Here is a 14,472-nt window from a genome sequence, read left to right as displayed (position 1 = left end):
GGAAGGTGCGCCGTTCACCGGACACCGCCCGCCGGGTTGTCCGCAGAAGACTGCGTCCGCACACGCGCGGCGCTGTCGAGCGGTGCGTCGCTGGAGGTGACCGTCCACCACGGCACCTGCCGGTAGACCGGCTTCTGGTTCACCTTCTCGTCACTCCACTTCGGGGGCGCGACACTGGTCGTCTTCGAGCGGATCTGGACGCGCTCGAGGCTCTCGCCCTTGCCCGCGGCTCCGAGCCGGTCGAGGCGCAGCACGAGGATGCGGCGCAGGTACTGCTCGGACAGGGTGCCGCGCAGACCGTTCGGCCGGTCCTGCGCGTCGTGGGTGCCCGTGTAGACGTCCCAGGCGCGGCGCAGTTCGTTCTGCTGCGTGTGGCTGGGCAGCAGGTTCCCGTCGATGGCGGCGCCGTCCTGCGCCGACAGTCCGTACCAGCGGGTCGCGCGCAGCTCGCCGTCAGGCGTGCGCACCTCGGCGCGCGCCTCCACCGCGATGTTCTGCTGCAGCGGATTGGGCGCGAACAGCTTCCAGTTCTGCTCGAACTCCGGGTAGACCCACGCCCCGACGAGCTCACCGTGCTGCTTGCTGATCGTGTTCGACGGCGCGACGTGCAGGAACACCATCAGGATGTGCACGCAGGTGACGAGCGCGACGCCGATGAGCGCGAGGACGGCGGTCAGCTGATGCCCGGGGGAGAGCGCCGCGATCCCGCGTCGCCCGGGCGCCTCGGACAGCTCCCCGGCCGGAGTCGGACCCGACTCCGGGCCCGAGGGACCCGTCGGGGTCGTCGGGCCCGACGGCTCGGGCAGGCGGGGTCGCGGCGGAGCCGATGGCTCCGTCGTGAGCCGGGCGCCCTCGTCCGCGGCGCCTGCTTCTGTCTCCATCGGTGCTCCCCGATCCCGATCCCGATCCGGTTCTGCCGGCCCCCGGTCCATCCGCCGCTCGGCGCCCCGCGACGAACCGGTTCCGAGCCGTCGCCGACGGGGCGGCGCACCGGCACCGTACTGGGGAGCGCCCGCACGGCACAGACATCCGAGGTTATCCACAGGCCGCCCGCACAGGGTTGACACCTTACGGCGCCGAGACCCACCATTGAATCCGACGAACCGAACGATCGGTCGGGAGCTGTGGGGCCCCGACCGAGGTCGGGCACCCAAGGTCGAGGGGGACCGGGCATGGCGACAGCAACGCCGCAGCACCGCGCAGCCGAAGCGCGGGCGGACGGCACCACCGAGCCGGGCGACGCCGCGTTCCAGGCCGGGTTCGACGCGGCGGTGGCGGCGGACGAGCGCATCGAGCCCCGCGACTGGATGCCCGACGCCTACCGCGCGACGCTCGTGCGCCAGATCGCCCAGCACGCCCACTCCGAGATCATCGGCATGCAGCCGGAGGCGAACTGGATCACGCGCGCTCCCTCGCTGCGCCGCAAGGCGATCCTGATGGCGAAGGTCCAGGACGAGGCGGGACACGGCCTGTACCTCTACAGCGCGGCGGAAACCCTCGGCACCGGCCGCGACGAACTGCTCGACAAGCTGCACAGCGGTCGCCAGAAGTACTCCTCGATCTTCAACTACCCGACGCTGACCTGGGCCGACGTCGGAGCGATCGGCTGGCTCGTGGACGGCGCGGCGATCACCAACCAGGTGCCGCTGTGCCGCTGCTCCTACGGTCCGTACGCGCGGGCGATGGTGCGGATCTGCAAGGAGGAGTCCTTCCACCAGCGCCAGGGGTACGAGCTGCTGCTCGCGCTCAGCCGCGGCACCGAGGCCCAGCACGCGATGGCCCAGGACGCCGTGGACCGCTGGTGGTGGCCCTCCCTGATGATGTTCGGCCCGCCCGACGACGAGTCCGCGCACTCCGCCCAGTCCATGGAGTGGAAGATCAAGCGCCACTCGAACGACGAACTGCGCCAGCGCTTCGTGGACATCTGCGTCCCCCAGGCCGAGTCCCTCGGACTCACGCTCCCCGACCCGGAGCTGAGGTGGAACGAGGAGCGGGGGCAGCACGATTTCGGACCCATCGACTGGTCGGAGTTCAAGGCGGTCCTCAAGGGCAACGGGCCGTGCAACGAACAGCGCATCACCCAGCGCAGGCGTGCCCACGACGAGGGCGCGTGGGTGCGCGAGGCCGCCGCTGCGCACGCGGCCAAGCACTCCCCGGCAGCTTCCGGAGCCACGCGAGCCGATTCCGCGCGAGCCGGATCGACACGAGAAGGCAGGGCGGCATGAGCGACACCCCGAGCACCTCCGGCACCGCGGACTGGCCCCTGTGGGAGGTCTTCGTGCGCTCCCGCCGCGGCCTCTCCCACACACACGCCGGCAGCCTGCACGCCCCGGACGCGGAGCTGGCACTGCGCAACGCGCGCGACCTCTACACCCGCCGCGGCGAAGGCATCTCGCTGTGGGTCGTGCCGTCCGCGGCGATCACCGCCTCCTCGCCGGACGAGAAGGACCCGTTCTTCGAACCCGCCGCCGACAAGCCCTACCGGCACCCGACGTTCTACGAGATCCCGGAAGGGGTGAAGCACCTGTGACGCGGCCCGGTACGACGCAAGCTCGCGCCCACGGCACGACGGACACCGCGTCCGCCGCCCTGGCCCTCGGCGACGACGCCCTGGTGCTCTCGCACCGCCTGGGGGAGTGGGCGGGCCACGCGCCGGTCCTCGAAGAGGAAGTGGCCCTCGCGAACATCGCGCTCGACCTGCTCGGCCAGGCCCGCGTCCTGCTGAGCCTGGTGGGCGACGAGGACGAGTTGGCGTATCTCCGCGAGGAGCGCGCCTTCCGCAACCTGCAACTGGTCGAGCAGCCGAACGGGGACTTCGCCCACACCATCACCCGGCAGCTCTACTTCTCGACCTACCAGCAGCTCCTTTACTCCCAACTGGCCGAGAAGGAATCCGAGTTCGCTCCGCTGGCCGCCAAGGCGGTCAAGGAGGTCGCCTACCACCAGGACCACGCCCGGCAGTGGACGCTGCGCCTCGGCGACGGCACGGAGGAGAGCCGTACGCGGATGCAGCGCGCGGTCGACGCGCTGTGGCGGTACACCGGTGAGATGTTCCAGCCGGTCCCCGGCCTGGACATCGACCCGCAGGGTCTGCGGGCGAGTTGGTCCACGATCGTCGCCGGCACGCTGCAAGAGGCGACGCTGACCGTGCCCGAAGGCCCGCAGCTCGGCGCCTGGAGCGCCGGAGCCGGTCGGCAGGGCGTGCACACCGAGCCCTTCGGCCGGATGCTCGCCGAGATGCAGCATCTGCACCGCAGCCACCCGGGGGCGTCATGGTGACCACCGCGCGCACCCACCAGGATCCGCAAGCCGGCCCGGACCGGCAGGAGCGGGCCCGGCAGGAGACCCCGCTCGAAGCCGAACTGCGCAGGCTCGCCGGGTCCGTGCCCGACCCCGAGCTGCCCGTCCTGAACCTGGAGGAACTGGGTGTGCTGCGCGCCGTGCACACACGCGAGCCCGGCCGCGTGGAGGTCGAACTGAGCCCGACGTACACCGGGTGCCCCGCGATCGAGACGATGTCGGCCGACATCGAGCGAGTGCTGCACGAGCACGGCATCCCCGAGGTCACCGTCCGCCCAGTGCTCTCCCCGGCCTGGTCGACGGACGACATCACGCCTGAAGGCCGCCGCAAGCTGCGGGAGTTCGGCATAGCGCCGCCGCGCACCACCCGCGCATCGGAGGCAGGGCCGGTCACGATCCCCCTCGGCCCCACCCGGCACGCCGCCTCCCCGGCCACCGCGGAGCCGATCGCCTGCCCGCACTGCGGATCGACGGACACCGAACTGCTCAGCCGGTTCTCGTCCACCGCCTGCAAGGCACTGCGCCGCTGCCTGTCCTGCCGTGAACCCTTCGACCACTTCAAGGAGTTGTGATGGCGAACGAAGGGGGACGGTCCCGCTTCCACCGGCTCCGCGTCGCGGCGGTCGACCGGCTCACCGACGACTCCGTGGCGCTGACCCTCGCCGTACCGCCCCAGCTGCGCGAGGCGTACCGCTTCACTCCGGGACAGCACCTCGCCCTGCGGCGCACCGTGGACGGAGCGGAGATCCGGCGCACCTACTCGATCTGCTCGACCGCCCCGGCGCGCGAGGCGCCGAGCAGCCTCCGGGTCGGCGTGCGCCTGGTCGACGACGGCGCCTTCTCCACGTACGCGCACAAGGAGATCGCCGTCGGTGACGAGCTGGAGGTGATGACGCCGGCCGGCCGCTTCACCCTCGACCCCACCCCCGAGACCGCCTCCGCGCACTACGCCGCGGTGGTCGGCGGCAGCGGCATCACGCCCGTCCTGTCCATCGCCGGCACCCTCCTGGAGCGGGCGCCGCACGCGCGGTTCTGCCTGATACGCAGCGACCGCAGCACGGCGTCGACGATGTTCCTGGAGGAGGTCGCCGACCTGAAGGACCGGTACCCGGACCGGTTCCAGCTGGTCACCGTGCTCTCCCGGGAGGAACAGCAGGCGGGCCTGGCATCCGGCCGACTCGACCAGGAGCGGCTCACCGCGCTCCTGCCCGCGCTGCTGCCGGTGGAGCGGGTGGCGGGCTGGTACCTGTGCGGGCCGTACGGACTCGTGCAGGGCGTCGAGCGGGCGCTGCGCACACTCGGCGTACGGCGCGAGCGCGTCCACGAGGAGATATTCCACGTCGACGACGGCCCGGCCCGGGACCGGCAGGCCGCGCCGACGCCCGCGCACAGCACGGTGACGGCCCAGCTCGACGGCCGTTCCGGCAGCTGGCCCGTCCAGGACGGCGAGTCCGTTCTGGAGACGGTGCTGCGCAACCGGCCGGACGCGCCCTACGCCTGCAAGGGCGGCGTGTGCGGGACCTGCCGCGCTTTCCTGGTCTCCGGTTCGATCCGCATGGACCGGAACTTCGCCCTGGAATCCGAGGAGACCGAGGCCGGCTACGTACTCGCCTGCCAGTCACACCCAACCACGGAGAACGTCCACCTGGACTTCGACCGCTGACCCCTTCGCCACCTGGCTCCACCGGGTAACGCCATCAGGCTGTCTGCACCACCGGGCCGCATCCCCGGGCCGCACCGCCAAGCCGACCGGCCGCGTCGCACCACCGGGCCGACCCACGGGACCGCACCGCCAGCCCGATCCGCCGCGTCGCTCCACCAGCCGACCGACCGGGCCGCACCGCTAGCCGATCCGCCATGCCAACCCACCGCATCGCCCCACCAGGCCGCCCCGCCGACCCAACCCGCCGCGTCGCACCGCCAGATCGACCCACCAAGCCGCCGCCCAGGCCGACCCACCGGGGCACTCGACCGGGTTACTCCACCGGACCGCCCCCGCCAAGCCACGCCACCAGGCCGCCCCGCCAACCCACCCCACCGGGTCGCCCGCCCGCCTGGCGCTGTTCCCTTCTCGTAGAACCTGTTCTATCTTGACGCCCCGTCAGATCGCGAGCGCGGTACGGGAGGAACAGGAGGAAAGGCCAGTGGACTTCACCTTCTCCGAGGAGCAACAGGCGGCCGTCGAGGCGGCGCGAGCGGTGTTCGGGCCGGTCGCGCCGGACAGTGTGCCCAGCCCCTCACTCACCTCGGGCGCGATCGCCGAGGACTTCGACCGGGCGCTGTGGGCGAAGGCCGCCGACGCCGACCTGCTCAGCCTGCTGATCGGGCCGGAACACGGCGGCGCGGGGCTCGACGCCATCGCGCTCTGCCTGGTGCTGCGCGAATCGGCCAAGGTCCTCGCCCGGATCCCGCTGCTCGAGCACAGCGCGGCCGCGACGGTCGTCCAGGCCTGCGGCGGAGCGGAGCTGCGGCAGGAGATCCTCCCCCGCGCAGCCCGCGGCGAGCTCGTGCTGACCGTCGCCTCCGCGGGCCACACCGGGCACGACCCGGCCGAACTGGCCGTCACCGCACGCCAGGAGACAGGCGCGGGACCGGGCGCCTGGGTGCTCGACGGCGTGCAGACGGCCGTGCCCTGGGCCTTCGGCGCCGACCGGATCCTCGTCCCGGCGCACACCGGCGAGGGCGAAGCGGTGCTCGCGGTGCTCCCCGGACCGTTCACCGACGTACCGGGGCTCACGCTCGCCGAGCAGATATCGACGACCGGCGAGCGCCAGGCCGAGGTGCGCCTCGACGGGGTGCGCGTGGAGGCGCGGCACATCATCGAGGACGCCACGGCCTGGTCCCGACTGCGCGACCTGCTCGCCACCGGCACCTGCGCGCTCGCGCTGGGCCTCGGTGAAGGCGTGCTCAAGATGACCAGTGACTACGCGGGCAAGCGCGAGCAGTTCGGTTACCCCATCGCCACGTTCCAGGCCGTGGCGGTGCAGGCCGCCGACCGCTATATCGACCTGCGCGCCATGGAGGCCACGATGTGGCAGGCCGCCTGGCGCATCAGCAGCGGAGCGAGCGGCCCGCTGCCGGTCGCGGGGGACGTGGCGGTCGCCAAGACCTGGGCGTCCGACGGCGTACGACGTGTCGTGCAGACCGCGCAGCACCTGCACGGCGGCTTCGGCGCGGACACGGACTACCCGCTGCACCGCTATCACGCGTGGGCCAAGCACCTGGAGCTCTCGCTCGGCCCGGCCGCCGCCCACGAGGAGGCACTCGGCGACCTGCTGGCGGCGCACCCCCTGGGGTGACCGGCCCGGAAGACGGCTCTCAGGCCACGGCGCCCGGCTGCCCGTTGTCGTCCACGACGGCGCGGCCGGCCGCCTCCCATGCCTGCATGCCGCCGTCGACGTTCACCGCGTCGACCCCTTGCTGCGCCAGATACATCGTCACCTGGGCGGAGCGCCCGCCGGAGCGGCAGATCACGTTGACCCGGCCGTCCTGCGGCGCCGCCTCGGTCAACTCGCCGTAGCGGGCGACGAATTCGCTCATCGGAATGTGCAGCGCACCCGCCGCGTGACCCGCCTGCCACTCGTCGTCCTCACGGACATCGAGGAGGAAGTCCTCATCCTTGAGCTCGTCGACAGCGACCGTGGGCACACCAGAACCGAAAACCATGCCCCCGACGCTACCCTCTCGGGCCCCGGAGTTCAGGAGGCGGTCAGCCGCTCCAGCTCGGCCTCCTGCTCGGCGACCTGCGCCAGCAGTTTCTCCGCGATCTCGTCGAGCAAGGTGTCCGGATCGTCGGGAGCCATCCGCAGCATCGCGCCGATCGCGCTCTCCTCCAGCTCCTGCGCCACCGCCGTGAGCAGCTCCTTGCGCTGCGCCAGCCACTCGAGACGGGCGTACAGCTCCTCACTCTCGGTCGGCTGCTGCTCGGGCGGCACCGGACCCGCGTCCCACTCCTCGGCCAGCTCGCGCAGCAACGCCGCGTCACCCCGGCCGTACGCCGCGTTCACCCGGGAGATGAACTCGTCGCGCCGCTCCCGCTCCCGGTCGTCCTGCGCCAGGTCCGGATGCGCCTTGCGGGCCAGCTCGCGGTAGAGCTTGCGGGCCTCCTCGCTGGGCCGCACCCGCTGCGGCGGCCGCACCGGCTGATCGGTCAGCATCGCGCTGGCCTCGGGGAACAGTCCGTCCCCGTCCATCCACCCGTGGAACAGCTCCTCGACGCCGGGCATCGGCATCACCCGCGCCCGCGCCTCGTCGGCCTTGCGGTGGTCCTCCGGATCACCGGTACGGGCCGCCGTCGCCTCCGCGATCAGCGCCTCCAGCTCGTCGAGCCGCGTGTACATCGGCCCGAGCTTCTGGTGGTGCAGGCGCGAGAAGTTCTCCACCTCGACCCGGAAGGTCTCCACGGCGATCTCGAACTCGATCAACGCCTGCTCGGCGGCGCGCACGGCCCGCTCGAGGCGCGCCTCGGGACGCTCCGCGCTGCGCTCTTGGGCCCGCTCGTTGAGGCGTTCCTTCAAGCGGTCCTTGAGGCGCTCCCGAGGTTGCTCCTCCGGCTGCCCTGCCACATCGTCGGTCTCCGGGGTCGTCACACGACCAGCGTAGGGCACGGTGTTGACCGCGCCGGAACGGCCGCGGCGGCCCACTCCTCAGACCCCGGCCTCGGCCGCCACCCGCCCCTCGCGCACGGCCCGCACCAGCTCCCCGTGGTCGGCCTCGGTCCGGTCCGCGTAGGCGACGGCGAACGCGGCCACCGCCTCGTCCAGCTCCTCGTTCTTGCCGCAGTACCCGGCGACGAGCCGCGGGTCGACACTGTGCGCGTGGGCGCGGGCGAGCAGGGCGCCGGTCATCCGGGCGTAGTCGTCCATCTGGTCGGCGGCGAGGGCGGCCGGGTCGACGCTGCCCTTGCGGTTCCTGAACTGGCGCACCTGGAAAGGCCGTTCGTCGACCGTGGTCCAGCCGAGCAGGATGTCGCTGACGACCTGCATCCGCTTCTGCCCGAGCACCACCCGCCGGCCCTCGTGCCCGACGGGCTCCGCCGCGAACCCGGCCGTCGGCAGGTGCGGAAGCAGCGCGGAGGGCCGCGCCTCCTTCACCTGCAGCACGAGCGGCTCGCCCCGGTGGTCGAGGAGCAGCACCACGTAGGAACGGGTGCCGACGCTGCCGGTGCCGACGACGCGGAACGCCACGTCATGGATCGCGTACCGCCCGAGCAGCGGCAGCCGGTCCGCGGACAGGGTGTCCAGATAGGGGCCCAGCGCGCTCGCGACGGCCGCGGCCTCCCCGTCGGGCACCGAGCGCAGCACCGGCTGCGCGTCCACGAACCGGCGCCCGCCGCCTTCCACCTCGACCGTGGACTTGGCCGCGAACCGCCCGCTGGTGTTCCTGCTGGCCTTCTCGGAGACCCGCTCCAGGGTGCCGAGCAGGTCGTGGGCGTCGGTGTGGGAGACGAGCTCCTCATCCGCGATCGCGTTCCACGCCTCCAGGGCGGGCAGTTTCGCGAGGAGCCGCATGGTGCGCCGGTAGGCGCCGACGGCGTCGTGCGCCGCTTCCTCGCAGGTGTCCTCGTCGGCCCCCGCTTCCCGGCCCGCGAGCACGAGCGATGTGGCGAGCCGCTTCAGGTCCCATTCCCAGGGGCCGTGCACCGTCTCGTCGAAGTCGTTGAGGTCGATGACGAGGCCGCCGCGCGCGTCCGCGTACAGGCCGAAGTTGGCCGCGTGCGCGTCTCCGCATATCTGGGTGCCGATGCCGGTCACCGGGGTGCGCGCGAGGTCGTACGCCATCAGCCCGGCGGAGCCGCGCAGGAACGCGAAGGGGGTGGCGGCCATGCGTCCGACACGTATCGGCGTGAGCTCGGGGATCCGGCCCCGGTTGGACTCCTCGACGGCGGCCGGTCCGTCGGGCCGGTCCGGGTCCACCGCGAAGTCCCGGTGCGCGGACCGCGGCACGCTCCCGCGCAGCGCCTTGCCCGCCGCCTTGGGCGATCCGCCCGAGCCCTCGCCGGCCTCCGCGAACCCCGGCACCCGCGGCAGCCGCCGCGCCCCGGCCACCCCAGCCACCCCGGTCGCTACGGACTCCGGCACCCCGCCCTGCCGCGGCACCGCCACGTGATCCGATCCGCCCATGCCTGACCGCCTCCCCCGTCCCGTAGAACGTCCCGTACGAACGCCGTGCACGCACGTCACGCACGAGGCCGTCCCCGCACGTCTCGTGCAATCGGTCACGACCGTACCGCCGGGCCGGAAAACCCGTCAGGGCCTGTGGAAAACCCTCAGCACGTGCACAACTCACTCACTCCACGAGCCCGTTACTTCCGGAACTCCTCCGGACACGTCCCGCCCTCGGCCCCCAGATACGTCCCGGCCCAGTCCCCCAACTCCCGCAGCGCGGGCTGCAACGCCGCCCCCGCCGCCGAGAGCCGGTACGAGACACGCAGCGGCGGCCCCTCGTCGACCTGCCGCACCACGAGACCGGCCGCGCCGAGCTCGGTCAGCCGGTCGGAGAGCATGCGTTCACTGATACCGGGGATCGCCCTGCGCAGGTCCGCGAAGTGCCTGGGACCGCTCATCAGGACGGACACGATCAGCCCCGTCCAGCGCTTGCCCAAGAGCCCGAAGACGCGCGTCATGCCGATGTCGACCGTCGAACACCTCTGGGGTTCGTGCGTCACGGCACCTCCCGCGCACGCCTCGCTCATGTCTTCCCCGCTGCCCACCATGCCTCCAGGGTACTGCGTTCTCGTACGGGGGTGAAAAAAAGTAAGCCCCTGTGCTATTACTAGTACTAGTTACATACTCAATTACCGCGCCCTCAACCTTCGCAGGGCGCACTCAACCCTCACGGGAGAGAACCATGGCCACCCTGCTCCACATCGACTCCTCCGTCTTCGACGGCCAGGCCTCCGCGTCCCGTGCCGTCACGGACGCGTTCCGCAAGGCCTGGCAGGAGCAGCACCCCGAGGGCACCGTCGTCTACCGCGACCTGGCCGCGAACCCGGTGCCGCACATCACCGCCGACGCCCACCTGGCCGGCTTCACGCCCGCCGACGCCCACACGCCGGAGCAGGCCGCCGCCTTCGCCGAGCGCGTCAAGCTCATCGAGGAGCTGGAGCAGGCGGACGCCATCCTGATCGGCGCCCCGATGTACAACTTCTCGGTCCCCTCCACGCTGAAGGCGTGGCTGGACAACGTGATCCTCATGGGCCGCACCTCGGGCCCCGAGACCCAGTCCGCCAAGGGCACCCCGGTCACCGTCGTCGCCAGCCGCGGCGGCTCCTACGCGCCGGGCACCCCGCGCGAAGGCTTCGAGTACGTGCAGAACTACCTCGGCGCGGCCCTGCGCGACGGCCTCGGCCTCGACCTGGACTTCATCGTCCCGGAGCTGACCATGGCCCCGCAGAACCCGGCGATGGCCGAGCTCGTCCCGCTCTACGAGGCCTCCCGCGACAAGGCCCTCGCGGACGCCCAGGAGAAGGGCAAGACCCTCGCCTCCCGCTTCGCCGCCTGAGCAGTGCCGAACAGCACTGAGCTGCACTGAGCTGCACTGAGCTGCACTGACGTGACATAACCCACAGGGCCGCGAGCCCTGTGGGTTATGTGCGTTGCTCCCCGGCAGGGGCAACGCAAAAGCCCCGCAGATCCAAGGATCTGCGGGGCTTTTCGCTGTGCGCGAGGGGGGATTTGAACCCCCACGTCCCGAAGGACACTGGCACCTGAAGCCAGCGCGTCTGCCGTTCCGCCACTCGCGCAATCGAGTGTGTCTTCCGAACTCTGCGCCCTTGCGGGCCCTGTGCCTTCCGACGAACAAAACATTAGCACGCTGCGGAGGGTGGATTCACACCCGTTCCGACGGCCCCTCGGAGGGCACCCGGAGCCTGGATCGCCCACGCTCCACAGCCGCGTACGGGACACTGTGTGGAGGCCACCTCTACGATCCCCAGACAAGGGGCCCGGTTGAGGGGCTGTGAGCGTCGACACTCATCGAGCAGGCGGACAGGGGGAACCAGCCGATTTCCCGACGCGTGGATACGATCAGTAAGCAGTACCAAGCAGGCAGGACGGCAAAGAAGGAGGAGGTGCCCCATGGGAGTCCTGAAGAAGTTTGAACAGCGCCTCGAGGGGCTGGTCAACGGCACCTTCGCCAAGGTCTTCAAGTCCGAGGTGCAGCCCGTCGAGATCGCCGGCGCGCTGCAGCGCGAGTGCGACAACAACGCCACGATCTGGAACCGCGACCGGACCGTCGTCCCCAATGACTTCATCGTGGAACTCAGCGCGCCCGACTACGAGCGCCTGAGCCCCTACTCGGGCCAGCTCGGCGACGAGCTGTCCGGCATGGTGCGCGACTACGCGAAGCAGCAGCGCTACAGCTTCATGGGCCCCATCAAGGTGCACCTGGAGAAGGCGGACGACCTGGACACGGGTCTCTACCGGGTACGCAGCCGCACCCTCGCGTCCTCCACCAGCCAGGACAGACCCCAGCAGCGCCCCGCCCCGGCCGCCCGGCCGAACCAGGCACCCGGTGGCTACGGATACCCGCAGCCCACCGCGGCCCCGCCGATGCCCTCGGCCCCGCCGCCGGGCCGTCCGGCACACGCACCGCAGTCGGCACCCGCGGCGCAGACCCAGCAGCCCGACGCGGGCCCGCTGCCCGGCGCCCGCGTGCGCCACTGGATCGAGATCAATGGCACACGCCACCAGATCTCGCGCGCCACCCTCGTGCTCGGTCGGTCCACCGAGGCCGACGTGCGGATCGACGACCCCGGCGTATCGCGCCGGCACTGCGAGATCCGGACCGGAACGCCCTCGACGATCCAGGATCTCGGATCCACCAACGGCATCGTGGTGGACGGGCAGCACACCACCCGCGCTACGCTCCGCGACGGCTCGCGGATCGTCGTGGGCCAAACCACCATCGTTTACCGGCAAGCCGAAGGGTGAAGCGGGGGCAATGTCAGAGCTGACCCTGACGGTCATGCGGCTGGGTTTCCTGGCCGTTCTGTGGCTGTTCGTGATCGTGGCCGTCCAGGTCATCCGCAGCGACCTGTTCGGTACGCGCGTCACCGCACGCGGCTCACGCCGTGACAGCGGACGCTCGCAGCAGCAGGCCGCACGACAGGCCGCCGCGCCTCCGCAGCAGCGGCAGCAGCAACAAGGGGGCGGAGGCCGCCAGCGGCGCGGCGCCCCCACCAAGCTGGTCGTCTCCGAAGGCACGCTCACCGGAACCACGGTGGCGCTCCAGGGGCAGACGATCACGCTCGGTCGTGCGCACGACAGCACGATCGTGCTCGACGACGACTACGCGTCGAGCCGGCATGCCAGGATCTACCCGGACCGGGACGGCCAGTGGATCGTCGAGGATCTCGGGTCCACCAACGGCACATATCTCGACCGGACCCGCCTCACGACGCCCCAGCCGATTCCGCTGGGTGCGCCGATCCGCATCGGCAAGACCGTCATCGAGCTGCGGAAGTAGTGCTACGTCATGAATGAGCGCGAGCGGAGCGAGCGGGCCGACGCGGACGTCCGGGCCCTTGCCGGCCCGGACACCGGCGCGCTCCCGACCGGAGGGTGGGCAGTGTGGTTCGACACGACCGGCTGTACCCGGAGTCTGAGCCAGCTGGGCAGGTGCGCATGAGTCTGTCACTGCGCTTCGCCGCCGGATCACACAAAGGCATGATCCGCGAGGGCAACGAGGACTCCGGCTACGCCGGCCCCCGGCTGCTCGCGATCGCCGACGGCATGGGCGGCCAGGCCGCCGGTGAGGTCGCCTCGTCCGAGGTGATCTCCACCATCGTCGCGCTCGACGACGACGTGCCCGGTTCGGACATCCTGACCTCGCTCGGCACCGCCGTGCAGCGCGCCAACGACCAGCTCCGCATGATGGTCGAGGAGGACCCCCAGCTCGAGGGCATGGGGACCACCCTGACCGCACTGCTGTGGACGGGCCAGCGGCTCGGCCTCGTACACGTCGGCGACTCGCGCGCGTACCTGCTGCGCGACGGCGTGCTGACGCAGATCACCCAGGACCACACGTGGGTGCAGCGCCTCGTCGACGAGGGCCGCATCACGGAAGAGGAAGCCACCACGCACCCGCAGCGCTCGCTGCTCATGCGCGCGCTCGGCAGCGGCGACCACGTCGAGCCCGACCTCTCCATCCGCGAGGTCCGGGCCGGCGACCGCTACCTGATCTGCTCCGACGGCCTGTCAGGCGTCGTCTCCCACCAGACGATGGAGGAGACCCTCGCCAGCTACCAGGGCCCGCAGGAGACGGTCCAGGACCTGATCCAGCTGGCGCTGCGCGGCGGCGGACCCGACAACATCACCGTGATCGTCGCGGACGTCCTCGACATCGACAGCGGGGACACCCTCGCCGGTCACCTCTCGGACGCACCCGTCGTCGTCGGCGCGGTCGCCGAGAACCAGCAGGCGCTGCACGAAGGCAGCGCGATGGAGACGCCCGCGGGCCGCGCCGCCGGACTCGGCCGCCAGGCCCCCGGCGGATCCCTCGGCGGAGGCGGCGAGTTCGGCCCGCCCGACAGCGGCGCCGTGGAGGGCTTCTCCTACTCGGACGAGGACTTCGTGAAGCCGCGGCCCCGCCGGAGGTGGCTCAAGAGATCCCTCTACACGGTGCTCGCGCTGGCCGTCATCGGCGGCGGGCTCTACGGCGGCTACCGCTGGACGCAGACGCAGTACTACGTCGGCACCAACGAGGCGCACGTGGCGCTGTACCGCGGCATCAGCCAGGACCTCGCCTGGGTGAGCCTGTCCAAGGTGGACAAGGACCACCCGGAGATCCAGCTCAAGTACCTGCCGCCCTACCAGCGCAAGCAGGTCGACGCGACCATCGCCGAAGGTGACCTGGCCGCCGCCCAGGACAAGATCCAGGAACTGTCCGCGCAGGCCACCGCATGCGAGAAGCAGGCCGCACGGGACAAGGCCGAGAACGAGAAGAACGCGAAGACCGGCGAGGGCGAAGCAGGCGGAACCTCCACGGGAGGCACGGCGTCAAAGGCGTCGTACCGCACCGTCACACCCACGCCGAACCCGTCGGACCCGTCCTCGTCACCGTCCGGAAAGTCCAAGACCTCTCCCACGCCCACCCCTGGCCCCACTCTTTCCGAGGAAGAGCAGCAGCTGGCCAAGGCGTGCGCACAGCAGTAGAAGCCGTTGGGGGCCT

The 14,472-nt window shown here is 71.5% G+C and carries 15 protein-coding genes and 1 tRNA gene; 10 read left to right on the top strand and 6 right to left on the bottom strand.

The window, feature by feature from the left end:
• Positions 1-14 precede the first annotated feature (14 nt).
• Complete coding sequence (locus ACP4E5_RS23665; RefSeq protein ID WP_425831806.1) at positions 15-881, bottom strand: DUF5819 family protein; 867 nt, start codon at positions 879-881, stop codon at positions 15-17.
• A gap of 291 nt (positions 882-1,172) precedes the next feature.
• On the opposite strand from ACP4E5_RS23665, the gene paaA reads away from it, so the two are divergent.
• From paaA to ACP4E5_RS23635, 6 genes are all read left to right on the top strand, one after another.
• Positions 1,173-2,225 (top strand): 1,2-phenylacetyl-CoA epoxidase subunit PaaA, encoded by a 1,053-nt coding sequence (gene paaA / locus ACP4E5_RS23660; protein WP_425831804.1) that lies wholly within the window; start codon positions 1,173-1,175, stop codon positions 2,223-2,225.
• Positions 2,222-2,530 carry a 1,2-phenylacetyl-CoA epoxidase subunit PaaB gene (gene paaB / locus ACP4E5_RS23655; RefSeq protein WP_425831802.1) on the top strand — a complete coding sequence of 103 codons (309 nt, stop codon included), beginning with the start codon at positions 2,222-2,224 and terminating at the stop codon, positions 2,528-2,530. Before paaA ends, paaB begins: the two co-directional genes overlap by 4 nt.
• Positions 2,527-3,279, top strand: coding sequence for a 1,2-phenylacetyl-CoA epoxidase subunit PaaC (gene paaC, locus ACP4E5_RS23650; protein WP_425831800.1), 753 nt, complete (start codon positions 2,527-2,529; stop codon positions 3,277-3,279). Before paaB ends, paaC begins: the two co-directional genes overlap by 4 nt.
• Positions 3,273-3,872, top strand: a complete 600-nt coding sequence (gene paaD / locus ACP4E5_RS23645) for a 1,2-phenylacetyl-CoA epoxidase subunit PaaD (RefSeq protein WP_425831798.1) — start codon at positions 3,273-3,275, stop codon at positions 3,870-3,872. The genes paaC and paaD overlap by 7 nt, the downstream gene beginning before the upstream one ends.
• Complete coding sequence (paaE, locus tag ACP4E5_RS23640; RefSeq protein WP_425831796.1) at positions 3,872-4,963, top strand: 1,2-phenylacetyl-CoA epoxidase subunit PaaE; 1,092 nt, start codon at positions 3,872-3,874, stop codon at positions 4,961-4,963. Before paaD ends, paaE begins: the two co-directional genes overlap by 1 nt.
• Positions 4,964-5,444: 481 nt before the next feature.
• On the top strand, positions 5,445-6,599 hold the full coding sequence (locus ACP4E5_RS23635; protein WP_425831794.1) for an acyl-CoA dehydrogenase family protein: 1,155 nt from the start codon (positions 5,445-5,447) through the stop codon (positions 6,597-6,599).
• 19 nt (positions 6,600-6,618) lie between these two features.
• Here ACP4E5_RS23635 and ACP4E5_RS23630 read toward each other — a convergent pair whose 3' ends face one another.
• The 4 genes from ACP4E5_RS23630 to ACP4E5_RS23615 form a co-directional block, all read right to left on the bottom strand.
• Positions 6,619-6,948: a rhodanese-like domain-containing protein gene (locus ACP4E5_RS23630; RefSeq protein ID WP_425841603.1), complete on the bottom strand. Its 330-nt coding sequence runs from the start codon at positions 6,946-6,948 to the stop codon at positions 6,619-6,621.
• Between the two features lie 50 nt (positions 6,949-6,998).
• Entirely contained in the window at positions 6,999-7,889 is an 891-nt protein-coding gene (locus ACP4E5_RS23625; RefSeq protein ID WP_425831792.1) for a hypothetical protein, read from the bottom strand.
• Between the two features lie 57 nt (positions 7,890-7,946).
• Complete coding sequence (locus tag ACP4E5_RS23620) at positions 7,947-9,422, bottom strand: DUF2252 domain-containing protein (protein ID WP_425831790.1); 1,476 nt, start codon at positions 9,420-9,422, stop codon at positions 7,947-7,949.
• A gap of 182 nt (positions 9,423-9,604) precedes the next feature.
• Entirely contained in the window at positions 9,605-9,994 is a 390-nt protein-coding gene (locus ACP4E5_RS23615; RefSeq protein ID WP_389283133.1) for a winged helix-turn-helix transcriptional regulator, read from the bottom strand.
• A 155-nt stretch (positions 9,995-10,149) separates the two neighbouring features.
• On the opposite strand from ACP4E5_RS23615, the gene ACP4E5_RS23610 reads away from it, so the two are divergent.
• The gene (locus ACP4E5_RS23610; protein ID WP_425831788.1) at positions 10,150-10,803 is read left to right on the top strand and encodes an FMN-dependent NADH-azoreductase; all 654 of its coding nucleotides are present in this window, start codon (positions 10,150-10,152) and stop codon (positions 10,801-10,803) included.
• 158 nt (positions 10,804-10,961) lie between these two features.
• On the opposite strand, the gene ACP4E5_RS23605 is transcribed toward ACP4E5_RS23610, so the two are convergent.
• Positions 10,962-11,044, bottom strand: a tRNA-Leu gene (locus tag ACP4E5_RS23605).
• A 334-nt stretch (positions 11,045-11,378) separates the two neighbouring features.
• Here ACP4E5_RS23605 and ACP4E5_RS23600 point away from each other — a divergent pair.
• From ACP4E5_RS23600 to ACP4E5_RS23590, 3 genes are all read left to right on the top strand, one after another.
• Complete coding sequence (locus ACP4E5_RS23600; protein WP_425831786.1) at positions 11,379-12,233, top strand: FhaA domain-containing protein; 855 nt, start codon at positions 11,379-11,381, stop codon at positions 12,231-12,233.
• Positions 12,234-12,243: 10 nt separating this feature from the next.
• Positions 12,244-12,768 (top strand): FHA domain-containing protein FhaB/FipA, encoded by a 525-nt coding sequence (locus ACP4E5_RS23595; protein WP_425831784.1) that lies wholly within the window; start codon positions 12,244-12,246, stop codon positions 12,766-12,768.
• A 158-nt stretch (positions 12,769-12,926) separates the two neighbouring features.
• Positions 12,927-14,456: a Stp1/IreP family PP2C-type Ser/Thr phosphatase gene (locus ACP4E5_RS23590; RefSeq protein ID WP_425831782.1), complete on the top strand. Its 1,530-nt coding sequence runs from the start codon at positions 12,927-12,929 to the stop codon at positions 14,454-14,456.
• Positions 14,457-14,472 lie beyond the last annotated feature (16 nt).

The organism is Streptomyces fractus (assembly GCF_049844455.1).
In the GTDB taxonomy this organism is placed as follows: domain Bacteria; phylum Actinomycetota; class Actinomycetes; order Streptomycetales; family Streptomycetaceae; genus Streptomyces; species Streptomyces fractus.
This window is presented reverse-complemented; position numbering and strand designations above follow the sequence as displayed.